Genomic DNA, 23211 nt, shown 5'->3' on the forward strand with positions numbered 1-23211 from the left:
GTCCCTGGTCCCCTGTCCCGAAAAACGAAACGGCCCGCAGATGCAGGCCGTTTCGAATGTCGCTATCGCAGACGCGTATCAGTGCTCGTGGCCACCATCGCCGTGCACGTGGCCGTGCTCGAGCTCTTCCGCGGTGGCTTCGCGCACTTCGACGATGTCGACGTCGAAATGCAGGTCCTTGCCGGCCATCGGGTGGTTGAGGTCGATGTCCACCACGCTCATGCCGACCTTCTGGATCGTCACCGCGCGCGGGCCGAAGTTGGTGTTCAGCACGACCTGCATGCCCGGCTCCAGGCGCTGGTTGCCGAAATGCTTCTTCGGCACGCGCTGGCTCAGGCCTTCGCGCAGTTCGCCGTAGGCATCGGCGGCCACGACGTCGGCGCCGAAGCTGTCGCCGGCTTGTTTGCCTTCCATCGCCTTTTCCAGGCCCGGGATGATGTTGCCGTGGCCGAACAGGATGGCCAGCGGTTCGCGGTCCTTCGAGGTCTCGATGGCCGTTTCGCCATTGGCGTGCGCGGCGGCTTCGTTGACGGCGTAATGGAAACGGACGACGCGGTCTTTCTCGATCTTCATGGGGTTCGGGATTCCGGTGCGGGGCGGCGCGCAGGCCGCGGGCGCTTGTCAGCGCCGGGTGGAAGCGGCCATATTCGGCCGCGATGAAGGCCGCGCATTATCCGGGCAAGCCCACCCTCGCGCCAGCGCGCGGGCTCGCTCCTCTCCTCTTTGTCTCGATCGCACTGCTCGCCGGCTGCGGCGGGGGCGAGGCCGTGCGCCCGTCCGCGCCGTCGCACGCGGTCGCGATGCCCCGCACCTGGCCGGTGGTCACGCCCGACGACCCGGAACGCGCGAACGAAGTCCTGATGCGGGCCATCTCGTTGGTCGGCACGCCCTACCGGTACGGCGGCAATTCGCCCGAGGGCGGGTTCGACTGCAGCGGCCTGGTCGGCTACGTGTTCCGCGACATGGCCCACGTGCAGCTGCCCCGCACCTCGTCCGCCCTGGACGGCATGCAGGGTCCGCGGATCGCACCGGAACGCCTGGCCGCGGCCGACCTGGTCTTCTTCGGCAGCGGCGGGACGGTCAGCCACGTCGGCATCTATGTCGGCGAAGGGCGCTTCGTGCACGCTCCGCGCACCGGCGGCACGGTGCGCCTGGACCACCTCGACGGACCGTGGTGGCGGGACCACTACACCGGCGCCCGACGGGTCCTGCGTTGACCGCATTCATGTGAAAGCGGCTGGATTTGTTAGCGGCCATTTCCCGAAATGTGAGCAGAATCCGGTACTTGTTCACGGCGCCCTAACGGAAATTAAACCTTCACATGGTCTTCAAAGGTTAAGGTCCCCCCGGACTTCGAAACCGTGATGACCAAGTGACGACCCAGCTGACCACAGCACAAGCCGCCACCCGCTTCCTCCGGACGCGTGCTTTCCAACTTCTCTGCTGCGCCGCGCTGTGCGCGACCAGCCTTTCCGCCTTCGCCCAGGACAGCACCTCCGGTGCGCCGGCGGCGATCGCGGGTGGTTCCACCCTCGTGGCCTCCTCGGCGAACGCGTCGGTCCCGTCGACCCGCGTGCGCCCGGTGTTCGGCGACCTCGCCGAAGCCAACGGCCTCGACACCGCCGCCGTCCTCCAGGCCACCAGCAAGACCCCCGGCCTGACCGATCGCATCCAGGGCGTCCTGTCCAAGGCGATGACCCTGCTCGGCACGCCCTATCGCTGGGGCGGCGAATCCGAACAGGGCGGCTTCGACTGCAGCGGCCTGGTCGGTTACGTCTATCGCTCGGTGCTCGGCATGGACCTGCCGCGCGTCTCGCGCCAGATGGCGCAGAGCGGCGAACAGGTCGAGCGCACCGCACTCGTCCCCGGCGACCTGGTGTTCTTCGGCCTGCGCGGTCGCGTCAACCACGTCGGCATCTATGTCGGCGAAGGCCGCTTCCTGCACGCGCCGAGCCGCGGCAAGGTCGTCCGCGTGGACAACCTCGCCAATGCCTACTGGGCCGGCCGCTTCATGCAGGGCCGCCGCGTCGCGATGTAACAGACGCTGCAACGATGTCCGAAGGCCGCCGCAAGGCGGCCTTCTTCGTTCCGGGCTCCGCGCTTATTGCCGGGTTCGCGCACGCGGGCGCATGCTGCGCGGCACCTTGCCGGAGCCCGCATGACCCCCATCGCCTTCGCGGCGCGCGCGTGCGCGCTGTCGCTGCTGTCCACCACGCTCGCTGCGTCCGCGGCCGATCCGAACGCCCTGCTCCCCCAATCGGGCCGCTACGAAACCGACGACAGCTGGCGCCAGCCCGTCGCCCCGTTCCGCATCGCCGACCACACCTGGTACATCGGCACCGCGCGCATTTCCGCGCTGCTGGTCGCCACGCCCGAAGGCGCGATCGTCATCGACGGCGGCCTGCCGCAGGCAAAGGACATGCTGCTCGCGCACATCCGCGCGGCCGGCGTGGATCCGTCCGACGTGCGCTGGTTGCTCACCTCGCACGCGCACGGCGACCACGCGGGCCCCATTGCGGGCCTGAAGCGCGCGACCGGCGCGCAGATCGCCGCCAATGCCGAGACCGCGACGATGCTCGCGCGCGGCGGCACCGACGACATCCACTTCGGCGACGACATCGCCTATCCGCCCGCGCAGGCCGATCGCCTGCTGCAGGACCTGGAAGTCGTGTCGATCGGCGGGATGCGCCTCACCGCGCACTTCACGCCGGGCCACACGCCGGGCAGCACCAGTTGGACGTGGACCGACACGCGCGACGGCAAGCCGCTGCGCATCGCGTATGTCGACAGCGTATCGGCGCCCGGCTACAAGCTCATCGACAATCCGCGCATCCCGCGCATCGTCGAGATGTACAAGGGCACGTTCGCGACGATCCGCGCGTTGCCGTGCGACCTGTTGCTGACGCCGCACGCCGACGCCAGCGGCTGGACGCCGGAAAACACCAAGGCGCCGCATCCACAGCCGATGACGTGCAAGGCGTACGCCGATGCCGCGGAAGCGAAGTTCGACGCCGAGCTTGCGAAGCAGCGCGCCGCTCAGTGATCCGACAGGTGCAGGTGCGCGTGGCTGCGCACCCCGCCGGCCTCCATCACGTATTCCATGTTGACGGCGACCGGCGCGCTTTCGACGAAGCCGAATTGGGCATAGAGATACTTGGCGTCGCCGTCGGCGATCAGCGTGACGTACGCCGACGGCGGCACGTTGCGCTGCAGCCACGCATCCAGCGCCGTCATGACGCGCTTGCCCAGGCCGCGACCCTGCAGTTCCGGCACGATCGCGATGTCCACCACGGTGAAGAAACACCCGTTGTCGCCGATGATGCGGCCCATGCCGACGACCTGCCCGTCGCGCGCCAGGTGCACGCCATACAAGGTGTTCGGCAATGCGCGCGTCGCCGCTTCGCGCGACATCGGATGCATGCCCGCGGCGATGCGCGTGCGCATGTAATCGTCGATGCCGGGGAAACGCTCGACCAACACGATGTCGTCGCTCACGCGCCCTCCTTCGCCTCGTCCAGGCCCACGTTGCTCGACGCGGCGTCGTACACCGCCTGGTCCAGCAACCCGGTTTCCTTCGCGACCAGCACCGGCACCAGCATCTGCCCGGTGACATTGGTCATCGTGCGCATCATGTCGAGCACGCGGTCGATCGCGTAGAGGTAGCCGATGGTTTCCAGCGGCAAGCTCGCCGCGCTCAGCACCACCGTGGCCATGATCACCGCCGTGCCCGGCACGCCCGCGGTGCCGAAGCTGCCGATCACCGACGCGAGCGCGATCGTGAGGTACTGCCCCGTGCTGAGCTCGATGCCCGAGTACTGCGCGATGAACACCGCCGCCAGCGCCGGATAGATCGCGCCGCACCCGTCCATCTTGATCGTCGCGCCCAGCGGCACGGCGAAGGCCGCGTAATCCTTGTCGACGCCGTGGTTGTGCGTGACCGCGCGCAGCGACACCGGCATCGCGGCGAAGCTGCTCGACGCGACGAAGCCCACCTGCATGCCCGGCGCCGCGCCGCGGAAGAACTTCAGCGGATTGAGCCCGTGCGCCAGCAGCAACCCGGTGTACACGACCACGATCTGGATCAGGCACGCCACGTACAGCGCGATCACGAAGTTGCCGAGCGGCAGCAGCTTCTCGAAACCGTACGCGCCCACCAGCCCCGCGATCAGCCCGAACGTGCCGAGCGGCGTGAACTCCAGCACGAAGCGCGTGACCTGGATCATCGTCTCGTTGCATTCGCGCGCCAGCGTGCGCAGCGACGTCACCTTGTCGCCGAGCTTCACGAAGGCGAACCCGATCAGCCCCGCGAAGAAGATCACCTGCAGCACGGTGCCGTTGCTCGGGATGATCACGCTGGTGCCGTCGGCCGTCTTGCCCGCCGCCGTCGCGGACAATGCGCGGAACGGATTCTGCGGCACGATGTTGAACAACACGTCGAGCGGGCCGGGCACGTCCTTCGGGGTGTAATCGGACGCGATCGACAACGCACCGACCCCCAGCCCCGGCTTGATCACCCACCCCACCGCCAGGCCCACGCCGACCGCGAGGATCGCCGTCGCCGCGAACCAGAGGAACGTGCGCCCCGCGAGCGCGGCGATCGATTTCTGTCCGTGCAACGCGCCCACCGCGTTGATCACCGCGAAGAACACCAGCGGGATCGCGATCATCTTGATCAGGTTGACGTACACGTCGCCGAGCGGCTGGAACCAGCGCTCCGCATCCGCGCCGAACAGCCAGCCCGCCAGTGCGCCCAGCGCGAAACCGGCAAGCACGCGCTGCCAGAAGGGAATGCGGAACCACGCCGAGACCAGAGCCATCGCGAAACCAACCGGGGGACGTTCCAGGGCGGAACTCGAGGAAGCGACCTTAGCCGAGGCCGCGTGGGCGCGGCGAGTGCATCTCTGGAACGCTGGTGTGCCAAATGGCGGGGGTCGGGATTCGTGTGGTCGCGCGGGTCTCGTATGATCGGCGGCCCTTGCCCGCGGACCCCGTGATGCGCCCGATCCTGATTGCGTTGTGCACCACGCTGGCCGCCGCTTGCAGCACGACGCCCGTGGCGCGCATCGAGCGCAGCGGCAGCGCCGCACCGGCCACGCCCGCGACGACGCCGCACGCCATCGACGTCCCCGCCATCCAGCGTCCCGCCGGCGAATCCGCCGCCTGGTGGTACCGCGCGGGCGCCGCGCGCGCCGCGGCCAATGGGGCCATGTCGGGCCATGCGCGCAACGTCATCGTGTTCCTCGGCGACGGCATGAGCCTGCCCACCGTCGCCGCCGCGCGCGTGCTCGCGGGCCAGCGCGCGGGGCAGCCGGGCGAAGAGACGTTGCTCGCGTTCGAGGAATTCCCGCACACCGCGCTCAGCCGCACCTACAACACCGATTACCAGACACCCGATTCGGCCGGCACGATGACCGCGATCGCCACCGGCGCGAAGACGCGCCTGGGCGTGATCGGCATCGGGCAAGGCACGAAGCGCGGCCAGTGCCAGGACGTGGCCGCGAACACGCTGTTGAGTTTCCTCGAACTCGGCGAGAGCGCAGGCCTGTCGACCGGCGTGGTCACCACGACGCGCCTCACGCATGCCACGCCGGCGTCGGTGTACGCGCATGGCCCGGATCGCAACTGGGAAGACGACAGCACCTTGCCGGCCGCCGCTGCGGCCGCGGGCTGTCGCGACCTCGCGCGCCAGTTCATCGAAACGCGCTTCGGCGATGGTCCGGAAGTCGCGCTGGCCGGCGGCCGCGCGCGCTTCCTGCCCAACACCGCGGCCGACCCGGAATATCCGCAGCAACACGGCCTGCGCCGCGACGGCCGCGACCTCATCGCCGAATGGACGCGCGCGCATCCCGATGGCCGTTACGTGTGGAGCGCCAGGCAACTTGCCGACGCCGCCGATGCCCCGCGCCTGCTCGGCCTGTTCGAACCCTCGCACATGCATTACGACGCCGATCGCGCGAAGGACGCCGCGGGCGAACCCACGCTCGCCGAACTCACCGCCGCCGCGTTGCGCGTCCTGCAGCGCAACGACAAGGGCTTCGTGTTGCTCGTCGAAGGCGGCCGCATCGACCACGCGCACCACGACGGCAACGCGCGTCGCGCGCTGGAAGACACCGTGGCGTTCTCCGAAGCGGTGCGCACGGCGGCGAAGATGACCTCGGCCGACGACACGCTGATCCTCGTCACCGCCGACCACGCGCACACGATGTATTTCGCGGGCTATCCGCAGCGCGGCAATCCCATCCTCGGCAAGGTGAAAGGCATCAGCGGCGAAGACGCCGGCGCGGGCCCGTGGGCCGTCGACAAGCAAGGCCTGCCGTACACGACGCTCGGTTACGCGAATGGCCCCGGGCATGTCGCACCGACGCCGGGCCATGCGCGACCGGACCTGTCGGACGTCGACACCGAAGCGCTCGATTACCTGCAGGAAGCGCAGGTCCCGATGGGCGCGGAGACGCACGGCGGCGACGATGTCGGTGTGTGGGCGCGCGGTCCGGGGTCGGAGGCGGTGCGCGGCAGCGTCGAGGAAAACGTGCTGTATCACTTCCTCGTGCAGGCCACGCCGGCGTTGCGTGCGCGGTTGTGCGCAGCGGGCACGTGCAACGCAGACGGTGTGCCGGTCGAACTCCCGAAGCCCGAAGACTTCGCCCGCCCCTGAGTCAGCCGATTTCCAGCGCTGTCGCCCGCTCCACGAGCGCGGGCGACAGCCAGCAATGCGACCCCACCTGCGCGAATCCCAGCGCCGCGAAGCGCTTGCGATAGAACGCCGCCGAGCGCTGCTGGAAGTCGTGCTCGTCGCCGATCGCCTGGTCTTCGCGCGCGAAGGTTTCGAGGAACGCCACGCCGCCGCACAATTCGGCGAGACCCGGCAAGCCGCGATCCAGTTCCTTCACCGACAGGTAATGCAGCACGTCGCTGCACACCAGCAGGTCGACCGGCGCGCACGGGCGCAACATGTCGAAGTCGCCGAACTTCGCCAGCCGCAGGTTGCGCGCGCGCCCGTAGCGCGCGATCGCGTACTCGCTGGCATCGAAGCCCAGGTACGTTGCGTCGGGCCGCAGCTTGCGCAGCGGCGCGCGCCACGCGCCTTCGCCGCAGCCGACATCCAGCACCGTGCGGATCGGGCGTTCGAGGTGGTACTCGGCCACCGACACCGCCAGTGCCACCTTGCGCGCGAGGCGTGCGCGGTCGCCGATGCCGCCGTTTCGGTACCAAAGGTCGAAGTAAGCCTGGTCGTATCGTTTCTGCATCGTGCGATGCTATCGCGCATTCGCCCCGACCGAGCCACGCCATGGCCTACTTCTGGACCAAGACCGCCCACCTCGTGTTCGTGATGGCCTGGATGGGCGGCGTGTTCTACCTGCCGCGCATCCTCGTCAACCTCGCCGAAGCCGGCGACGTGCCCGCGGTGCGCGACCGCCTGGTGCTCATGGGCCGGCGCCTGTATCGCTTCGGCCACGTGATGTTCGGGCTCGCCTTCGCGTTCGGGCTGGCGTTGTGGTTCGGCTTCCACATGTCGGGCGGCTGGCTGCACGCCAAGTTGTTGCTCGTTGCGTTGATGCTCGTGCACTACACCATCGCGGGCCGCTGGCTGAAGGGCGTGGAACGCGGGCGTCCGTTGCCGTCTTCGCGCGCGCTGCGCTGGTTCAACGAGCTGCCGGTGTTGCTCCTGGTCGGCATCGTGTTCCTGGTGCTGGCGAAACCGTTCTGATTCCGCCAGCACCCACGTGCGTCAGGCGAACTGCGCGCTCTTGACCAGCAGGTTCTTCGCGATCGCGCCGTGCATCCTGCCGATGCCGCGCGCCAGGTGCAGCGTGCCGAACAGCAGCGCCACGCCGGCGATGAACACGAGCGGCATCTGCCACGGGTGCAACCAGTCGCCGCCCACGTCCCAGTGGTCGATGTACCAGTTGTCGAACGCGCCGAACCCGAGCAGCAGGGGCACCGCGATGCAGGCCAGCGCCGTGCTCAGCAGGGTCACGATCAGCGTGAAGTACGTGATGCCCAGCGGCAGCATCGCGAACATGTAGAGCAGCGTGGACCACGTGCGCGGGTCGGTGAACATGTCCTTGATGCCTTCCCACACGGTGCGCCCGCGCGCCGAGTACAGCGGGCGGCGCGGCATGCGTTCGCCCAGCATCACTTCGACGATGCGGCCTTCCACCAGCGACAGCACGCGCACCGAGCCGAGGAACAGCACGGCGAACGGGATGCCGATGATCAGCACCGCCAGGCCCACCGACAGCGAGATGCCCGTCGTGACCCAGGTGAAATAGAACGTGCCGGTCGCCAGCGCGAGCACCGAGTAGAACAACGCGCCGTACGTGCGCGGATCGGCGGCGACGCCGAAGAACCGGCCGAGCGCGGTCTCGCGGCGCACGGGCTGCGGCGGACGCAGCGCGCTCTGCACTTTCACTTCGGTGTCGCGATAGATGTCGGCGACTTCGTTCGGCGCGCCGTAGCTGCCGGCGACCGACGCGATCACTTCGGCTTCCGTGCGCGACGGGTTTTCCGCGAGTTCGGCGCGCAGGTATTCCTCCGCGTCGTACAGCGCGTCCTGCACCAGCGCAGGATCCGCACCCGCGAGCGCGGCGCGCAGCTGGTCGAGGTATTCGGGGATGGAATGCGGGAGCGCGGCGTTCATGGAAGGAGTCCTTCGAGCACGGAATCGACGGAGGTGCGGGTGGCGCGCCAGGCGGCGGCCCATTCGGTGAGGGCGGTGCGGCCGTCCGCGGTGATGCCGTAGTAGCGGCGCGGCGGGCCGCTGACGGAGGGTTCGACGTGGCTTTGCAGGAACCCCGCCGATTCCAGGTTGCGCAGCACCGGGTACAGCGCGCTCTGCTTGCCGCTCAGCACGCCCTCCCCGCTGCGCTCGAGGGTCTTGGCGATCTGGTAGCCGTACATCGGGCCGGGGGACGCCGCCAGCACCGCGAGCAGCGCCAGCGACACCGTGCCGGCGCTCAGCTCGCGCTGGAACTTGCGGAGGGATTGGTCGAGGAGGTCGCGGTCCATGGGGGTGGGTCCACTAGGTTGAAGTGGAGACTAGTGGTCAATTCGGTATAGCGGATGTGCCGGTAGTCATGACTGCGCACTTCCGCATGCGGGGCCCCTCGGTAGACTCGGCCGCATCCTTCGAATGGAGTCGCCGCATGCGCTGCAAGCCCCTGGCCTTCGCCTTGTCGCTGTCCCTCGCCATCGGCACGGTCTCCGCCGCCGAACCCGCGAAGCCCGCCAAGGTGCCGTCGATGCAGGAGATCCTCGACGCCTCCCCGGCCAGCGACTGGCGCACGCTCGACCCCGACCGCACGCTCTATCTCCAGTTGCCCACCGGCCGCGTCGTGATCGAACTGGCGAAGGCCTTCGCCCCCAACCACGTCGCCAACATCAGCACGCTCGCGACGGAGAAATACTGGGACGGCCTGTCCGTCATCCGTTCGCAGGACAACTACGTCGTGCAATGGGGCGATCCCACCGACGACGACAAGTCGCAGCAGAAGAAGCCGATCGGCTCGGCGAAACCACACCTGCCCGCCGAGTTCGAACGCAAGGCCACGGGCCTGCCCTTCGTGCAATTGAAGGATTCCGATGGCTGGGCGCCGCAGGTCGGGTTCGTCGATGGCTTCCCCGCCGCGCGCGATCCGAAGACCGACACCGCCTGGCTCACGCATTGCTACGGCATGGTGGGCGCAGGCCGCGACGTCGCCGCCGACAGCAGCGACGGCACCTCGTTGTACGTCGTGACGGGCCAGTCGCCGCGCATGCTCGATCGCAACATCACGCTGGTGGGGCGCGTCGTGCAGGGCATCGAGTTGCTCAGCGTGCTGCCGCGCGGCACCGGGCCGCTGGGCTTCTACGAGAAGCCGGAACAGTACGTGCCGATCGTGTCCTCCAGGCTGGCGCGCGACGTGCCGGAAAAGGACCGCACGCAACTGCAGTTGCTGCGCACGGACAGCAAGACGTTCGCGACCATCGTCGAGTCGCGCCGCAACCGCCGCGACGACTGGTACAAGCGCCCCGCCGGCCACATCGACCTGTGCAACGTACCGCTCCCGGTGCGCACGCCGAAGTCGTGAGGGCGCGGGCCATCACGCCCGCTTAGCTTTCCGCTGCCTAGCCTCGCGGCATCTTCCGCTTTCGAGATGCCGCGATGCCCAACCTGCGACTGCGTATCACCGGTAGCGACGACGATGCGCGCGCGATCATCAACCTGCTGCAAAGCCTGGACGGCATCGAACACGTGGAAGAGGTCGCCGACCTCATGCCGCACATGGACGACGCCGATTCCAGCTCGGCCGGGTTGAGCGAACTGCATTCGGGCGGCGACGTGCACGAGGTGGAGATCGAAGCGCCCAACGACTCGACCGCCCGCAAGGTGCGCGAGACGGTGGAAGCGCTGGCGTTCGACCTGGACGTGCTGGCGGAATTCAGCAGCGACGACGACTGAAGTTCAGGGCACCGTCTTCAATGCCGCCACGATCGGCGGCTCCAGCGCCTGCAATTGCGGATCGGTGCTCTGGTCTGCTTCCAGGTACAGGCCGGTGAGGAACGCGAGCAGGTCGTGGCGTTTCGCCAGCCAGCCCGCGTCGAGATAGCGCTTCTCTTCCGCACCCAGGCGCGGCGCGAACGCGGACAGCCACGTTTCCCATTCGGCCGGCGTCAGCAATCCGCGATGCGCGATCGCGAGCACGGGCCTTCCGAGGCGTCCCGGTTCGCCGAACACGTACGCATGCGTCGCCGGTGGCACGACCTGCGACGACACGCCTTCGAGGATGCGGTCCGCCTGCTTGCGATCCAGCGCCGGATTGAGCGCGAGCTGCAGCAGCCAGTCGCTGCCGTGCGCGACGCCGTGGCGCCAGCCTTCCTTCTCGTCGAAGCCGCGATAGTCGGTGACCGACGGCATGAAGCGCACCGCAGCATCGATCATCGCGTTGCGTTCTTCCGGCGTCATCCACGGCGCGATGCGATCGGTGCGCGCGACTTCCGACAACACGAGCGCGGCGAACGGACGGCGGAAGCCTTCGGGATCATCGCCCTGCAACGCGACGTACAACTTGTCGCGCAGGCTGCGCAGGCCGGCGGCATCGATCTCCTTCGCACGCATCCAATGCGCGAGCGCTTCGTACGCCACGCCATCGCGGATCGCAGGATCGGGGTCGCCGAGGCAATCGACGAGGCCTTCGGCCAGCGCCTGTCGCGCCGCAGCATCGGGCAGCGTGAACTGCAGGGCCTTCAACGCGAGCAACGACTCCTTCGTCTGGCCCTCGGGCGGACACGCGGCCTGGGCCGGTATGGCCACCAACGCGAGCGCAATCAACGAAACGGCAGCGAACGAACGAAGCATGCGTGCGATTCCTCCCCGGGGACGCCGCAGCCTACCGCAGGCCCATGCGCGCCGGCGCGTGCCCGCTTATGCTCGGCGCCTCTTTGCCCGGGAATCCGACCGATGCGCCTGCCGCCCAAACGCCCGACCCTGCAAACCCTGTGCGCCGCCGCCCTGCTCGCCGCCACGCTCGCCGCGTGCCAGGGCCAGGCGCCCACCGCGCCGACCGCCAACGCACCGGCCGCCACCGCGTCCACCGCGCAGGCCGATGCGAAGTTCGCCGATCTCTCCAAGCGTTGGCTCGATGGCTGGTTCGCGCTCAATCCGGTCACCGCCACGCAAGTGGGCGACCATCGCTTCGACGACAAGGTCGATGACCTGAGCGCCGAAGGCCGCAAGCGCGTGGTCGATTTCAGCAAGGGCATGCTCGCCGAACTCGATGCGATCGATGCGAAGACGCTGTCGCGCGAAAACCAGGTCGACGCGCTGCTGCTGCGCAACCAGCTGAAGTCCGACATCTGGGGCATGGAGACGCAGCAGTCGTGGGCGTGGGATCCGCAGGTCTACAACAGCCTCGCCGGCGGCGCGATCTACAGCCTGATGGCGCGCGAGTTCGCGCCAATGCCCGAACGCCTCAAGCACGCCACGCTGCGCATGCAGCAGATCCCCGCGATCTTCGCGCAGATGCGCGCCAACCTGGATCCCGCGCGCGTGCCGGCCATCCATGCCGAGACCGTGTCGAAGCAGAACGCCGGCGTGCTGAGCCTGGTCGATACCTTCATCACGCCGAACGCCGGCCAGTTGCAGGGCGAAGACCGCAAGGCGCTGGATGCCGCGGTCGAAGGCCTGAAGAAAGCCGTCGCGGAGAATCAAACCTGGCTCGACAAGACGCTGGTCCCGAATGCGAAGGGCGACTTCCGCATCGGCGCCAAGCTGTACGACGAAAAGCTGCAGATGGCGCTGATGTCCTCGCTGACGCGCGCCGACATCAAGCAGCGCGCCGAGTCGGAGATGACGCGCGTGCGCAATGAGATGTACGGCATCGCGCAGACCGTGCTGAAGGACAAGCCGAACGCGCCCGCCCTGCCCGCGCAGCCGAGCGAAGACCAGAAGCAGAAGGCGATCGAAGCCGCGCTGGAACTCGCGTACGCCGATCGTCCGAAACGCGAGGACGTCGTCGAGGCCGCGAAGGCCGCGCTCGCGCAGGCCACCGCGTTCACGCGCGAGAAGGACCTGGTCACCGTGCCGACCACGCCGGTAAAGGTGATCCTGATGCCGGAATTCCAGCGCGGCGTGTCGGTCGCGTACTGCGATTCGCCCGGCCCGCTCGACAAGGGCCTCGACACCTACTACGCCATCTCGCCGATCCCGGACGACTGGTCGCAGGCGCAGGTCGACTCGTTCCTGCGCGAATACAACTCGCGCATGATCCATCTGCTGTCCATCCACGAGGCGATGCCGGGCCATTACCTGGAAGGCGCGCATTCGGCGGAGAACAAGTCGACGCTGCGCGCGGTGCTGCGTTCCGGCCTGTTCGCCGAAGGCTGGGCCGTCTACACCGAAGACCTGATGGCCGATGCGGGCTACATGAACAACGATCCGCTGTTCCGCCTGGTGCAGCTGAAGTTCTACCTGCGCACCATCGCCAACGCGATCCTCGACCAAGGCGTGCATGTCGACAACTGGACGCACGAGCAGGCCATGGACCTGATGACGCGCCTGGCGTTCCAGCAGGAGCGCGAAGCCGAGGGCAAGTGGACGCGCGCGCGCCTGACGTCCGCGCAGCTGCCGACGTACTTCGTCGGCGTGCAGGAACACTTCGACATGCGCAAGGCCGTGGAAGCGAAGGAAGGCGACAAGTTCAACCTCAAGGCCTACCACGACAAGGTGCTGTCGTACGGCGCGCCGCCGGTGCGCTTCGTGCGCGAGCTGATGCTGGACGAACCGATCCAGTAAGCGCGATCGCCCGCGTCTACTCGAAGGACGGGGAGACGCCGGCGAGTTCGATGATCCACTTCGGCGTGCGCGGCTCGCCGAAGTAGAAACTGTCCGGGCGGCCTTCGGTCTTGGCCCAGCGATGGATCCAGCTGGTGCCGAGGGCGCCGGTGTAGGTGTCGGGCCGCTGGTACGCGGGATCGCGCGTCGCCTCGGCCAGCGTGACGAACCGATAGCCCCGTGCGCGGAGCGCTGCGACCAGCGTGGTGCAGGTGTCGGCGTTGAGTTCGTTGGCGTGCACCAGCAACACCTGCGGCACCTCGTACCCGAGCAGGTCGACCGACCGCTGCTCGTAGTACACGAACTTGGCCTGCATGTAGGCGATGTAGTCCGCGCGCAAGCGTTGCAGCGTGTCCTCCGGCGCGTGCGCGGCGATCGCGTTGCGATAGGCCAGCGCGAACACCCACTCCGAACTGTTCACCGTCACCGGTGCGACGCGATAGCCGTGCTTCGCGAGGAACGCGTCCACGTCGTGCTTCGCTTCGAGTGTGGCGCCCGTGCGCAGGAGCGGATAGCGGAACCATTCCAGCTTCAGGCCGCGCTTGGCGAGCATCGGCCGCAGCAGGCGTTCGCCATCCAGGATGTCGTGCTTGAACCGGCGCGGGCCGACGGCGTTGAGGTCGCTGTGCCAGCGCGTGTGGTTGCCGAGCGCGAAGCCGGCGTCGAGCCAGTCCTTCAGCATGCGCACGCGCTCGGGCCGCAGCGTGTTGTCCGAATACAGCAGGCCTTCGTTGACGAAGCCGATGACCGGGATGTCGGCCTGCCTGAGCGCGGCGATCAGGCGCGCGTGCTCGGCGGCCATGTCCGCGGGCGGCGCGTTGCGCAACATCACCCACGGCACGTCGTCGAAGGTGATGGCGATGCGGCGATCGACGGTGGGCGCCGGAACGGCCGGGACCGGATCGCCCGCCCACGCAGGGAACACCGCCAGCGCAGCCCACAACACGCTGGCGATGAAGCGACCCACCCGGGCACTCCGCACGTGCTACTGCTTCTCGACCGGCACCAGCCGCAGGTCCTGGAAATCGAAGCTGAAATCCGTCAGCGGCGAAATCGGCTCCATCCGCGCTTCGCGGATCTTGCCGTCCGGCGTCAGCGCGAAATTGAGGAAGGCATCGGCGTTCAACCAGCGCTGGCGCCAGCGGATGACGAACGTGTCGTGCTGCCACGGTTCGATGTCGCCGACGAGGTCCGGCGTCTTCGTGAAGCGCACCACCAGCTTGCCGCCTTCGTTCGCGATCGCGATGTCGCCGTACCACGGATCGCGATACGTGCCGGCATACGACGCCAGCGGCAACGACGGCGGCGCATTCGACGCGCGCGCGGCGAGGTGCTTCTGCCAATCGGCGTCCGCGTTGTCCTGCGACTTCGCGAAGGCCTTCGCGTAACCGGCGAGCCAATCGGTCTTCGGCGCATCGAGCATCAGGTCGAGCGCCTGCATCGTCACGGCGTTGAACGCTACGCCGACTTCCTGGCTGGTCAACACGATCACGCCGATGTTCCTGTCCGGCACCAGCGTCAGGCGCGACACCATGCCCGGCCAGCCGCCGGTGTGCCACACGAGCTTGTTGCCGCGGTAATCCGACAGCTGCCAGCCTTCGCCGTAGCCGAGGAAGTTGGGCTTCGCCGCGCGCAGTTCCGGCACCGACGGTTCGCTGACGGGGATCGGCGTGACGATCGACCACATCCCCTGCTGGCGCTTCGCGCTGAACAGGCGCTGCTCCTTGCCCTGCGCGTCGGTGTACACGCCGCCGGCGAGCTGCATGCGCATCCACTTGCTCATGTCGTGCACGCTGGAATAGATGCCGCCGGCGCCCGACACGTTGCCCCACGTCATCCGCGGCGCGGGCTGCAGGTCCTTGAAATCGGCCTTGGCGTAACCGGTGGCGACGTTGTCGTTCTTCGTCAGGCGATCGCTGTTGAAGCGCGTCTCGTCCATGCCCAGCGGCTTGAAGATGCGCGTGCGCAGGAACTGTTCGTACGACATCCCGCTCGCCTGCTCCACCACCAGCTGCGCCACGCCGAACAGGATGTTGTCGTAGGCGTACTGGTTGCGGAACGCCCCGCCCAGCGGCACGTCCTTCAGGCGATGCGCGACTTCTTCCGTCGTGTACGTGGTGGTCGGCCAGTACAGCAGGTCGCCGGCGCCGAGCGTCAGGCCGCTGCGATGCGCGAGCAGGTCCTTGATGCGCATCTCGCGCGTGACGTAGGGATCGCTCATGCGGAACCACGGCAGGTGGTCGATCACGCGATCGTCGAGCGAGAGCTTGCCTTCGTCGGCGAGCATCGACAGCGACGCGGCGGTGAAGGCCTTGGTGTTCGACGCGATGGCGAACAGCGTGTGCTCGTCGATCTGTTGCGGCTTGCCGACTTCGCGCGGGCCGCAGCCGCGCTCGAACACGATGCGGCCGTCCTGCACGATCGCCACCGCGATGCCCGGCACGTCGAACTGCTTGCGCACGGCGTTGACGTAGTCGTCGAAGCCGGCAAGGCGCGCGTCCTGCGCCGTCGCGGCGGCGGCAGGCGCGGCCTGCGCATGCGCGGCGACGGGCGAGAGCAGCGCGCAGGCCAGCGCGAAGGACAAGGCGGTGCGGATCATGGCGGCGTTCCCCTGGAGACCGAGGCGCCGAGTATCGCGGGCCCGTGCACGCCGCGTCGATGCCCCGCACGTCATGCCGCGCTACGCTGCGCCCATGGCCCGCGCCAAAGCCCCCGAAGCCGACCTCGGCACCGCGACCGCCCCCGGCGCGATCGACGGCATCCGCGTGGGCGTGGGTGGCTGGACCTTCGCCCCCTGGCGCGAAACCTTCTATCCCGAAGGCCTGGTGCAGCGCCGCGAGCTCGAGTACGCCAGCCGGAAGCTCAGCGCCATCGAGGTGAATGGCACCTACTACAGCGCGCAGAAGCCCGACACCTACGCCCGCTGGCGCGACGAGACGCCGCCGGGCTTCGTCTTCACGGCCAAGGCGCCGATGCGCATCGTGCAGGCCAAGGTGCTGGCCAACACGGCGGGCCAGGTCGATGCCTTCGTCGATGGGCTGTCGACCATGGGCGAGAAGCTCGGCGCGATCCTGTGGCAGTTCGAACGCAAGCTCGATCGCGAGGACTTCGCGGCGTTCGTCGATCGCTTGCCGGTCGAAGCCGGTGGCCGGCGATTGCGGCACGCGCTGGAAGTGCGCGATGCCGAGAGTGTCGATGCAACGCTCGTCGCACTCGCGCGCAAGAAGAACGCCGCGCTCGTCTACACCGATTCGGAGGAATGGCCGTCGTTCGCCGACGTGACCGCCGATTTCGTCTATGCCCGCCTGATGCGCGCACGCAGCGCGATCAAGACCGGTTACACCGGCCCGGAGTTGAAGGCGTGGGCCGAACGCGCCCGCACGTGGGCGCAGGGCGGCGAACCCGCGAAACTCCCGCGCCTCACCGGCGACGCACCGAAGCTGCCGCATCGCGACGTCTTCGTGTTCTTCATCAACGCGGACAAGGAACGCAATCCCGCCGCGGCGACGACGTTGATCGACCTGTTGCGCAAGCCGGCCTGAGGCCCCGCCCGTCCCCGTTTGCATTTGGCGACGATCGCCGGCCCAATGCGGTCTGCCGGTGACAAGGGGATGGATCCGACGTGGAAAGCCTGATCGTGCTGCTGCTCCTGGCCGTCCTTGCCGTGCCGGTGCTGCTGATCGTTGCGCTGCTGTCCCTGCGCGAACTGCGGGGCCGCGTCGGCACGCTGGAACGCGACCTGGCGCAACTGCGTGCCGAAGGCGCGATGCCTGCGACCGCGACCGCGCCCGCGGCGCGACCGCGCGCCGAAGCCGTCGCGCCGGCACCGCCCCCGCCGCGCCCCGCGCCGGTCCCGCCGCAACCCGTCGCGCCGACGCAGGCCGCACCGCCGCAGCCCGCTCCGCAAGCCACACCCGCGCCCGTGCCCCTGCGCGTCCCGAGCCCGCACGTGCGCGAACCGCGTCCGCCCGGCCTCCCCGAACGCGCGATCGAATACATCAAACACTGGTTCACCGTCGGCAACGTGCCGGTCAAGGTCGGCATCCTCGTGCTGTTCGCGGGCGTGGCGGCGTTGCTGAAGTTCGCGGCCGACCAGGGCTGGCTGCACGCGCCCATCGAAGTGCGACTGGCCGGCATCGCCGCGGCCGCGCTCGCGGCGCTCGTGTTCGCGTGGTGCCAGCGCGAACGCAACCGCATCTTCGCGTTGAGCCTGCAGGGCGGCGCGATCGGCATCCTGCTGATGACGGTGTTCGCGGCGTTCAAGTTGTACGGCCTGATGCCGGCGGGCGTCGCGTTCGGGTTGAGCGTCGTGCTGATCGCGGGCGCCGGCATGCTCGCGGTATTGCAGGATGCGAAGGCGCTGGCGTTCTTCGCCGTACTCGCCGGTTTCCTCGCGCCGATCTGGCTGTCCACCAACAGCGGCAACCACGTCGCGTTGTTCTCGTACTACGCGGTGCTCAACGCGGCGATCTTCGCGATCGCGTGGTGGAAGGCGTGGCGCGTGCTCAACCTGCTCGGGTTCGTGTTCACCTTCGGCATCGGCACGGCGTGGGGCGTGCTGCAGTACAACCCGGACAAGTTCGCGACGACCGAACCCTTCCTCGTGCTGTTCTTCGCGTTCTATCTCTTCATCCCGCTGTTGTTCGCGCGCAAGCGGCCCGAGGGACGGCGCGACTTCATCGACGGATGCCTGGTGTTCGGCACGCCGCTGGTCGCGTTCGCATTGCAGGCCGGGTTGCTGCGCGGCGATCGCATGCCGCTCGCGTTCTGTGCACTGGGGCTCGCGGTGATCTACGCGGTGCTCGGGGCGCTGTTGCGGCGTCGCGGTGGCTACGCGATGTTGTCGGACGCGTACGTGCTGCTGGCCGCGGGCTTCGCCACGCTGGCGGTGCCGCTGGCCTTGTCGGCGCGCGCAACCGCCAGCGTGTTCGCGCTGGAAGGCGCGGGCCTCGTGTGGCTCGGCGTGCGGCAGTCGCGGCGCTGGCCGGAATGGTCGGGCCTCGCGTTGCAGGCGCTCGCGGCGTTCGCGTTCCTCGATGCGGGCAACTATCGCGGGCCCAGTGACGCACCGATCGCCAATGCGATCTTCATGAGCGCGCTGATGATCTGCGCCGGTGCGCTCGCGTCGGCGTGGGTGTATCGCAACGCCGGGCGTCGGGTGTCGGGCGCGCTGGCCTACGCGTGGGGACTGGCGTGGTGGGTCGGCAACGCCTTGCTGGAAATCGATGCGTTCGTCGCGTCCGTCGCACGCGCGGATGCGTGGCTCGCGTTCACCGCGCTCACCGGCTGGCTCGCGGCGGAAGTGCATCGCCGGCGCCCCGCCAGCGGCCTTGCGGGCACCACGCTCGCGGCGTTGGCTGTCGCGGCACCCATCGCGCTCGCGCAGGCCGATGCGCACCAGCAACCCTTCGCGGGCTACGGCCTGTGGGCCTGGGTGCTGTTCGCGGTGCTCGGCGTGCGCAGCCTCGTCTGCCTGCGCGAAGGCGAACATCGCGTCGCCGCGTGGGCGCAATTCGCGTGGTGGCTGGTGTGGCCGTTCGCGTTGTCGCTGGGCGTGTCGTGGCTGGGCGAACGCTTCCAGCTCGCCGACGGCTGGCGCATCGCGGGTGTCGCGCTGCCCTGGCTGGCGATCGCCGCGATCGGCATGTTCCGGTGGCCGTGGCTGTCGGCGCCGATGCACGAACGCTTCGATCGCCTGCGCATGACGTTGCAGGCCACGTTCTTCGCGATCCTCGGCGTGGGCTTCCTGCTGACGCTCGTCGAAGCCGGCGGCAGTGCGCCGCTGCCGTGGATTCCCGTCGCCAATCCGATGGAACTCGCGCAGCTCGCCGCGCTGGTGCTCGCGGCCCGCTGGGCGTATTCGACGCAAGCGCCGCAAGCGGTGCAGGCGCAGCGCGTGCCGATGGTGTCGGTGCTGGGCTTCGTCTACATCACGTCGGTCGTGCTGCACGCCGTGCATCACTGGGGCGGCATCGCCTGGAACGACGGCCTCATCGGAACGAGCCTGGCGCAGACCAGCCTCACCGTCGTGTGGAGCATCCTCGGTGTCGTCGGCTGGGTGCTCGGTTCGCGCCGCGGGCAACGCGTATTGTGGCTCGCAGGCGCGGTGCTGATGGCGGTGGTGCTGGTGAAGCTGGTGATCGTGGATCGCAGCAACCTCGGCAACGCGCTCGGCATCGCGTCGTTCATCGCGTTCGGCCTGTTGTGCACGGTCGTCGGTTACCTCGCCCCCGCACCGCCGCGTGCGCCCGTTCCGGAAGGCTCCGCATGAAACGCATCGCCTGGTATTCCCTGGCCTGGTCGTGCCTGCTGCCCGTCCTCGCCTGCGCCGCAACGCGCGACGACTACGTGCGGCAGTGGCCCGTCTCCGCGCCGGGCGATGGCGGCGCGTATCGCGTGGTGCTGGATCGCGCGGTGTATCGCACGATCGCAACGCCATCCTTGCGCGACGTGACCGTGGTCGATGCGGACGGGCAACCGGTGGCGGCCGATGTGTTCGGCCCCGATGCGCCGCTCGCCGAACCGCCGCGGCGCATCGATGTGCCGTGGTTCGCGTTGCAGCCGCGCAAGGGAGAAGGCGCGGCGTCGCTGGCCTTGATCGCCGAACGCGATACGTCCGGCCGCATCCTGTCGCTGCATGCGCAGACGGGCGTGGCGCAGGACGAAGGCGGCGCGCGCGCGTTCCTGTTCGACCTGAGCCAGGCACCGCCGGGCGTGGATGCGCTCGAACTCGATTGGCCGCAGGGCGCGGCGATCGATGCCGCGTATCGCGTCGAAGCGAGCGACGACCTGGAGGACTGGCGCACGATTTCCCCGCGCGTGCAGTTGCTCGCGCTGCAACAAGGCAGTCGCCGTCTGGAAAAACACACGATCGAGTTGCGCGAAGCGAGCCGCTACCTGCGCCTGGTGCCGCTCGACGATGCGCCCGCGCTGCCGTTGCAGCACGCGAAGGCCCGCCTGTCCTCGCAAGCCGTCGACACGCCGCTGCAGTGGGAAATGCTGCAGGGCCGCATGGTGCGCGAGAACGACGCGACGACGTTCGTCTACACGCTCGACGGCCGCTTCCCGATCGAACGCGCGGACGTGCAGGGCGTGGGCAACGTGGCGGTGGAATGGCGACTGGAAAGCCGCGACGACGACGGCGCGTGGCGCTGGCGCGCGGGCCCGTGGGTCGCGTATCGCGTGGGCACCGCGGGCCGCACGAGTGCGTCGCCGCCGACGTCGGTGCTCGATGCGCCCGTGCGCGACCGGCAGTGGCGCCTCACCGCGACGAGCGGCGCGCCGGCGCACGCGCCGGCATTGCGGCTGGGCTACCGACCGGAAGTCATCGTGTTCCTCGCGCAGGGACGTGCACCGTATGCGCTCGTTGCCGGCAGCGCGGTGGCCGCGCGCACCGATGCGCCGTTGCCGCGCTTGCTGCAAGCCTTGCGCGCCGAACGTGGCGACGGCTGGCATCCGGCGGATGCGACGCTCGGTGCGCCGGTGGAACTCGCCGGCGCCAGCGCGCTGCAACGCCCGACGACGCCGCGCGACTGGAAGCAGTGGTTGCTGTGGGCGTTGCTGATCGGTGGCGCGGTGCTGGTCGCCGGGTTCGCGGTCAGCCTGCTGCGCAAGCCGCCCGAGGCGCGCTGATCACTTCGCGCGCTGGCTGAAGGCCACGCTGCCGACGATGAGCAGGCCGGCGACGACCATCGTCCCGGTCACCGCTTCGCCGAGCAGCATCCACGCCCACGCCACGCCGAACAGCGGCACGAGGTACGTCACCGTCGACGCACGGCCCGCGCCGACGCGCGCGATCAGCCGGTAATACATGACGAACGCGATGCCGGTGCACAACACGCCGAGCATCCCGGTGGCGAGCCAGGCCTGCATCGGAATCGCATGCGACGGCCACTGCGCGATCGCGAACGGCAGCAGCAGCAACGTCGAGGTGCCGAGCGTCGCCGCAGCGACCGCCGCCGGGGGCAAGCCGGTGAGATGGCGACGCACGAGATTCAACCCGATGCCGTAGAGGAACGCCGCACTCGCACCGGCGGCGACGGCCCAGCCGACGCTCGCACCCGCGGTCTTGCCGCTGGCGAGCACGATCACGCCCGCGAAGCCCACGACCAGCGCGATCGATCGCCGCAGGCTGATGCGTTCGCCGAAGAACAGGAACCCGACCAGCGCGGTGAACAACACCGTCATCGAATTGCAGATCGCGCCGATGCCCGCCGGCGCACGCTGCGCGGCCCAGGCGAACAGCACGAACGGCACCGCCGAATTGATCGCGCCGATCAGCGCGAGCTTCGGCCACAGTTTCAGCGGGAACTGCGCGCGATGCCGGAACAGGAACGGCAGCAGCACCGCGCAGCCGAGCGCGAGGCGCACATCGACCAGCGGCGCGGCGCCGAACACCGGCGCGGCCATGCGCATGAAGAGGAAAGAGGCGCCCCAGATGGCACCGAGCACCACGATCTCGACGGGCGTGACCCAGCTTCGGGCCCCGCTCGCGACGGGGAGGGGAGACGCGGCAACGGTGTTCATCCGGGGCAGCCTGTAATCCGACGCGTGTCGGAGGTGCCATTGTCCGGGACGCGCAGAGCGTGACAAGCGCATACTTTCCGGGTCAGCCACAAGCCAGATTTGAGGCTCGCCATGGTCCTTCGCCCCGATTGGCTCCCGGCCCTCTCCGCCTTCGAGTCGGCGGCCCGGCACCAGAACTTCGCGCACGCCGCCGAGGAACTGAACCTCACCGCCAGCGCCGTGAGCCACCACGTGCGCAAGCTGGAGTCGCGCCTGGGCGTGGCCCTGTTCCAGCGCCACGCGCGCGGGGTCACGCTGACCAGCGAAGGCCGGCGCCTCGCCGATGCGTCCGGCAGCGCGCTCGCCGACATGGAAGGCGTGCTGCACACGCTGGGCGGCGAACGCGACGACACGCACCGCGTGCGCATCACCACGCTGCATTCGCTGGCCTACACGTGGCTGATCCCGCGGCTGCATGCCTTCACCGATGCGCATCCGGAGATCCGCCTGTCCTTCGACACCGAGACCGCGCTGGCGCGCTTCGATGAAGGCGGGCCGGACCTCGGCATCCGCCACGGGCCCGGGCACTGGCCGGGGCTGACGGGCCACGCGTTGATGGACGAAACCTTGTTCCCGGTGGCCTCGCCACGCATGCCCGGTTTCGACGCGATCCGCACGCCGGCCGACATCGCGCGCGTGCCGCTGATCCTGGATCACGCGCGACAAGGCTGGCTCGATTGGTTCCGTGCCGCCGACGTGCATAACGTTCGGCTGGACGAGCGCCACAGCTTCAGCGATACGACCGATGCGTTGAATGCGGCGGTGTTCGGGATCGGCGCGGCGCTGGCGCGCGAACGCGTGGTCGTGCCGTATCTCGCGGATGGCCGGTTGGTGCCGTTGCCGGGGCCACGATTGCCCGCGCGCTGGGGCTACCACGTGGTCTATCCGGCGCATCGCCGGTTGCGGCCCGCGGCGCAGGCCTTCGTCGACTGGGTGTTGTCGGTCAGCGCCGCCTAGCCGCGTCGCTCCGCCGCTTGCGCACCCGCCCGACGGGTTTCCGCAACGCGGCCTCGTGAGCCCGGCGGGCCCAGGGGAGGAATGCCTCGGACGAATCCATCGCTTCCTCCGGCACCGACCAGTACGACATCGCCACCGACTTCCCGCTGGATTCGTAGACGAAGGGCGCGCAGCCGGCCGCTTCGAAGGCGTCGCGCGTGGCGTCGTCCGTCTTCAGGTACACCGCCTCGTCGATCACGATCCCCACGATGCGGCCGTCGAAGTAGACGCCGTGCCCGCCGAACATGGCGCGCGTGGTGATGGGCCCGAGGTCGGAGAACAGTTCGCGCAGGTATTCGAGGAAGTCGTGGCTCATCCCGCGGTTCGTGCTGTCGGCC

23 protein-coding genes are annotated in these 23211 nt (G+C 68.9%); 12 read left to right on the forward strand and 11 right to left on the reverse strand.

Translation table 11 applies throughout. From position 1 onward, the window contains the following. Positions 1 to 78: 78 nt before the first annotated feature. Positions 79 to 573, reverse strand: a complete 495-nt coding sequence (locus tag LYSCAS_RS01980; RefSeq protein WP_213435368.1) for an FKBP-type peptidyl-prolyl cis-trans isomerase — start codon at positions 571 to 573, stop codon at positions 79 to 81. An 83-nt stretch (positions 574 to 656) separates the two neighbouring features. Here LYSCAS_RS01980 and LYSCAS_RS01985 point away from each other — a divergent pair, with 83 nt between their 5' ends. From LYSCAS_RS01985 to bla, 3 genes are all read left to right on the forward strand, one after another. Beyond that, positions 657 to 1217: a C40 family peptidase gene (locus tag LYSCAS_RS01985; protein WP_213435369.1), complete on the forward strand. Its 561-nt coding sequence runs from the start codon at positions 657 to 659 to the stop codon at positions 1215 to 1217. 155 nt (positions 1218 to 1372) lie between these two features. After that, positions 1373 to 2038 carry a C40 family peptidase gene (locus LYSCAS_RS15945; RefSeq protein WP_244858629.1) on the forward strand — a complete coding sequence of 222 codons (666 nt, stop codon included), beginning with the start codon at positions 1373 to 1375 and terminating at the stop codon, positions 2036 to 2038. Between the two features lie 120 nt (positions 2039 to 2158). Then, positions 2159 to 3043 carry a subclass B3 metallo-beta-lactamase gene (gene bla, locus LYSCAS_RS01995; RefSeq protein WP_213435370.1) on the forward strand — a complete coding sequence of 295 codons (885 nt, stop codon included), beginning with the start codon at positions 2159 to 2161 and terminating at the stop codon, positions 3041 to 3043. On the opposite strand, the gene LYSCAS_RS02000 is transcribed toward bla, so the two are convergent. Then, positions 3037 to 3420, reverse strand: coding sequence for a GNAT family N-acetyltransferase (locus LYSCAS_RS02000; protein WP_213437509.1), 384 nt, complete (start codon positions 3418 to 3420; stop codon positions 3037 to 3039). The two genes, bla and LYSCAS_RS02000, sit on opposite strands and share 7 nt — an antisense overlap. Positions 3421 to 3491: 71 nt before the next feature. Continuing rightward, positions 3492 to 4817: a dicarboxylate/amino acid:cation symporter gene (locus LYSCAS_RS02005; protein ID WP_213435371.1), complete on the reverse strand. Its 1326-nt coding sequence runs from the start codon at positions 4815 to 4817 to the stop codon at positions 3492 to 3494. A 176-nt stretch (positions 4818 to 4993) separates the two neighbouring features. On the opposite strand from LYSCAS_RS02005, the gene LYSCAS_RS02010 reads away from it, so the two are divergent. Further along, complete coding sequence (locus LYSCAS_RS02010; RefSeq protein WP_213435372.1) at positions 4994 to 6655, forward strand: alkaline phosphatase; 1662 nt, start codon at positions 4994 to 4996, stop codon at positions 6653 to 6655. Position 6656: 1 nt separating this feature from the next. On the opposite strand, the gene LYSCAS_RS02015 is transcribed toward LYSCAS_RS02010, so the two are convergent. Continuing rightward, the gene (locus LYSCAS_RS02015; RefSeq protein ID WP_213435373.1) at positions 6657 to 7247 is read right to left on the reverse strand and encodes a class I SAM-dependent DNA methyltransferase; all 591 of its coding nucleotides are present in this window, start codon (positions 7245 to 7247) and stop codon (positions 6657 to 6659) included. 41 nt (positions 7248 to 7288) lie between these two features. Between LYSCAS_RS02015 and LYSCAS_RS02020 the strand changes: the two genes are divergently transcribed. Next, positions 7289 to 7708, forward strand: a complete 420-nt coding sequence (locus LYSCAS_RS02020) for a CopD family protein (protein WP_213435374.1) — start codon at positions 7289 to 7291, stop codon at positions 7706 to 7708. Positions 7709 to 7729: 21 nt separating this feature from the next. Here the strand turns inward: LYSCAS_RS02020 and LYSCAS_RS02025 are convergent, their stop codons facing one another. Both LYSCAS_RS02025 and LYSCAS_RS02030 read right to left on the reverse strand, forming a co-directional pair. Beyond that, a complete protein-coding gene (locus LYSCAS_RS02025) occupies positions 7730 to 8641 on the reverse strand; it encodes a sensor domain-containing protein (RefSeq protein ID WP_213435375.1) in 912 nt (303 codons plus the stop codon). Further along, on the reverse strand, positions 8638 to 9009 hold the full coding sequence (locus tag LYSCAS_RS02030) for a PadR family transcriptional regulator (RefSeq protein WP_213435376.1): 372 nt from the start codon (positions 9007 to 9009) through the stop codon (positions 8638 to 8640). The genes LYSCAS_RS02025 and LYSCAS_RS02030 overlap by 4 nt, the downstream gene beginning before the upstream one ends. Before the next feature lie 137 nt (positions 9010 to 9146). Here LYSCAS_RS02030 and LYSCAS_RS02035 point away from each other — a divergent pair, with 137 nt between their 5' ends. Together LYSCAS_RS02035 and LYSCAS_RS02040 are read left to right on the forward strand one after the other, a co-directional pair. Continuing rightward, positions 9147 to 10070, forward strand: coding sequence for a peptidylprolyl isomerase (locus LYSCAS_RS02035; RefSeq protein WP_213435377.1), 924 nt, complete (start codon positions 9147 to 9149; stop codon positions 10068 to 10070). Positions 10071 to 10144: 74 nt separating this feature from the next. After that, the gene (locus LYSCAS_RS02040) at positions 10145 to 10441 is read left to right on the forward strand and encodes a hypothetical protein (protein ID WP_213435378.1); all 297 of its coding nucleotides are present in this window, start codon (positions 10145 to 10147) and stop codon (positions 10439 to 10441) included. 3 nt (positions 10442 to 10444) lie between these two features. Here LYSCAS_RS02040 and LYSCAS_RS02045 read toward each other — a convergent pair whose 3' ends face one another. Then, positions 10445 to 11338, reverse strand: coding sequence for a DUF2785 domain-containing protein (locus LYSCAS_RS02045; protein WP_213435379.1), 894 nt, complete (start codon positions 11336 to 11338; stop codon positions 10445 to 10447). Between the two features lie 102 nt (positions 11339 to 11440). On the opposite strand from LYSCAS_RS02045, the gene LYSCAS_RS02050 reads away from it, so the two are divergent. Continuing rightward, positions 11441 to 13273: a DUF885 domain-containing protein gene (locus LYSCAS_RS02050; RefSeq protein WP_213435380.1), complete on the forward strand. Its 1833-nt coding sequence runs from the start codon at positions 11441 to 11443 to the stop codon at positions 13271 to 13273. A gap of 16 nt (positions 13274 to 13289) precedes the next feature. Here the strand turns inward: LYSCAS_RS02050 and LYSCAS_RS02055 are convergent, their stop codons facing one another. Both LYSCAS_RS02055 and LYSCAS_RS02060 read right to left on the reverse strand, forming a co-directional pair. Continuing rightward, entirely contained in the window at positions 13290 to 14279 is a 990-nt protein-coding gene (locus tag LYSCAS_RS02055) for a polysaccharide deacetylase family protein (protein WP_341868565.1), read from the reverse strand. A gap of 18 nt (positions 14280 to 14297) precedes the next feature. Beyond that, positions 14298 to 15911: a serine hydrolase gene (locus LYSCAS_RS02060; RefSeq protein WP_213435381.1), complete on the reverse strand. Its 1614-nt coding sequence runs from the start codon at positions 15909 to 15911 to the stop codon at positions 14298 to 14300. 94 nt (positions 15912 to 16005) lie between these two features. On the opposite strand from LYSCAS_RS02060, the gene LYSCAS_RS02065 reads away from it, so the two are divergent. The 3 genes from LYSCAS_RS02065 to LYSCAS_RS02075 all read left to right on the forward strand — a co-directional run bounded on the left by LYSCAS_RS02065 (position 16006) and on the right by LYSCAS_RS02075 (position 20944). After that, positions 16006 to 16854, forward strand: a complete 849-nt coding sequence (locus LYSCAS_RS02065; protein WP_213435382.1) for a DUF72 domain-containing protein — start codon at positions 16006 to 16008, stop codon at positions 16852 to 16854. A gap of 80 nt (positions 16855 to 16934) precedes the next feature. Beyond that, positions 16935 to 19583, forward strand: coding sequence for a DUF2339 domain-containing protein (locus LYSCAS_RS02070; protein ID WP_213435383.1), 2649 nt, complete (start codon positions 16935 to 16937; stop codon positions 19581 to 19583). Continuing rightward, a complete protein-coding gene (locus tag LYSCAS_RS02075; RefSeq protein WP_213435384.1) occupies positions 19580 to 20944 on the forward strand; it encodes a DUF3999 domain-containing protein in 1365 nt (454 codons plus the stop codon). Before LYSCAS_RS02070 ends, LYSCAS_RS02075 begins: the two co-directional genes overlap by 4 nt. Here LYSCAS_RS02075 and LYSCAS_RS02080 read toward each other — a convergent pair whose 3' ends face one another. Further along, positions 20945 to 21838: a DMT family transporter gene (locus LYSCAS_RS02080; protein ID WP_213435385.1), complete on the reverse strand. Its 894-nt coding sequence runs from the start codon at positions 21836 to 21838 to the stop codon at positions 20945 to 20947. It abuts the gene before it with no gap. Between the two features lie 111 nt (positions 21839 to 21949). Here LYSCAS_RS02080 and LYSCAS_RS02085 point away from each other — a divergent pair, with 111 nt between their 5' ends. Continuing rightward, positions 21950 to 22834 carry a LysR substrate-binding domain-containing protein gene (locus tag LYSCAS_RS02085; RefSeq protein ID WP_213435386.1) on the forward strand — a complete coding sequence of 295 codons (885 nt, stop codon included), beginning with the start codon at positions 21950 to 21952 and terminating at the stop codon, positions 22832 to 22834. Here the strand turns inward: LYSCAS_RS02085 and LYSCAS_RS02090 are convergent. After that, positions 22821 to 23189 carry a TfoX/Sxy family protein gene (locus LYSCAS_RS02090; protein ID WP_213435387.1) on the reverse strand — a complete coding sequence of 123 codons (369 nt, stop codon included), beginning with the start codon at positions 23187 to 23189 and terminating at the stop codon, positions 22821 to 22823. The two genes, LYSCAS_RS02085 and LYSCAS_RS02090, sit on opposite strands and share 14 nt — an antisense overlap. Between the last annotated feature and the right edge of the window lie 22 nt (positions 23190 to 23211).

The sequence above is a fragment of the Noviluteimonas caseinilytica genome (assembly GCF_018406605.1).
In the GTDB taxonomy this organism is placed as follows: Bacteria; Pseudomonadota; Gammaproteobacteria; order Xanthomonadales; family Xanthomonadaceae; genus Noviluteimonas; species Noviluteimonas caseinilytica.

Excerpts from the sequence above, each read along its gene's own strand:
- LYSCAS_RS01980 (WP_213435368.1), bottom strand. The coding sequence starts at position 573 with ATGAAGATCGAGAAAGACCGCGTCGTCCGTTTCCATTACGCCGTCAAC.
- LYSCAS_RS01985 (WP_213435369.1), top strand. The coding sequence starts at position 657 with ATGAAGGCCGCGCATTATCCGGGCAAGCCCACCCTCGCGCCAGCGCGC.
- bla (WP_213435370.1), top strand. The coding sequence starts at position 2,159 with ATGACCCCCATCGCCTTCGCGGCGCGCGCGTGCGCGCTGTCGCTGCTG.
- LYSCAS_RS02000 (WP_213437509.1), bottom strand. The coding sequence starts at position 3,420 with ATGCATCCGATGTCGCGCGAAGCGGCGACGCGCGCATTGCCGAACACC.
- LYSCAS_RS02005 (WP_213435371.1), bottom strand. The coding sequence starts at position 4,817 with ATGGCTCTGGTCTCGGCGTGGTTCCGCATTCCCTTCTGGCAGCGCGTG.
- LYSCAS_RS02010 (WP_213435372.1), top strand. The coding sequence starts at position 4,994 with ATGCGCCCGATCCTGATTGCGTTGTGCACCACGCTGGCCGCCGCTTGC.
- LYSCAS_RS02015 (WP_213435373.1), bottom strand. The coding sequence starts at position 7,247 with ATGCAGAAACGATACGACCAGGCTTACTTCGACCTTTGGTACCGAAAC.
- LYSCAS_RS02020 (WP_213435374.1), top strand. The coding sequence starts at position 7,289 with ATGGCCTACTTCTGGACCAAGACCGCCCACCTCGTGTTCGTGATGGCC.
- LYSCAS_RS02025 (WP_213435375.1), bottom strand. The coding sequence starts at position 8,641 with ATGAACGCCGCGCTCCCGCATTCCATCCCCGAATACCTCGACCAGCTG.
- LYSCAS_RS02030 (WP_213435376.1), bottom strand. The coding sequence starts at position 9,009 with ATGGACCGCGACCTCCTCGACCAATCCCTCCGCAAGTTCCAGCGCGAG.
- LYSCAS_RS02035 (WP_213435377.1), top strand. The coding sequence starts at position 9,147 with ATGCGCTGCAAGCCCCTGGCCTTCGCCTTGTCGCTGTCCCTCGCCATC.
- LYSCAS_RS02040 (WP_213435378.1), top strand. The coding sequence starts at position 10,145 with ATGCCCAACCTGCGACTGCGTATCACCGGTAGCGACGACGATGCGCGC.
- LYSCAS_RS02045 (WP_213435379.1), bottom strand. The coding sequence starts at position 11,338 with ATGCTTCGTTCGTTCGCTGCCGTTTCGTTGATTGCGCTCGCGTTGGTG.
- LYSCAS_RS02050 (WP_213435380.1), top strand. The coding sequence starts at position 11,441 with ATGCGCCTGCCGCCCAAACGCCCGACCCTGCAAACCCTGTGCGCCGCC.
- LYSCAS_RS02060 (WP_213435381.1), bottom strand. The coding sequence starts at position 15,911 with ATGATCCGCACCGCCTTGTCCTTCGCGCTGGCCTGCGCGCTGCTCTCG.
- LYSCAS_RS02065 (WP_213435382.1), top strand. The coding sequence starts at position 16,006 with ATGGCCCGCGCCAAAGCCCCCGAAGCCGACCTCGGCACCGCGACCGCC.
- LYSCAS_RS02075 (WP_213435384.1), top strand. The coding sequence starts at position 19,580 with ATGAAACGCATCGCCTGGTATTCCCTGGCCTGGTCGTGCCTGCTGCCC.
- LYSCAS_RS02080 (WP_213435385.1), bottom strand. The coding sequence starts at position 21,838 with ATGAACACCGTTGCCGCGTCTCCCCTCCCCGTCGCGAGCGGGGCCCGA.
- LYSCAS_RS02085 (WP_213435386.1), top strand. The coding sequence starts at position 21,950 with ATGGTCCTTCGCCCCGATTGGCTCCCGGCCCTCTCCGCCTTCGAGTCG.
- LYSCAS_RS02090 (WP_213435387.1), bottom strand. The coding sequence starts at position 23,189 with ATGAGCCACGACTTCCTCGAATACCTGCGCGAACTGTTCTCCGACCTC.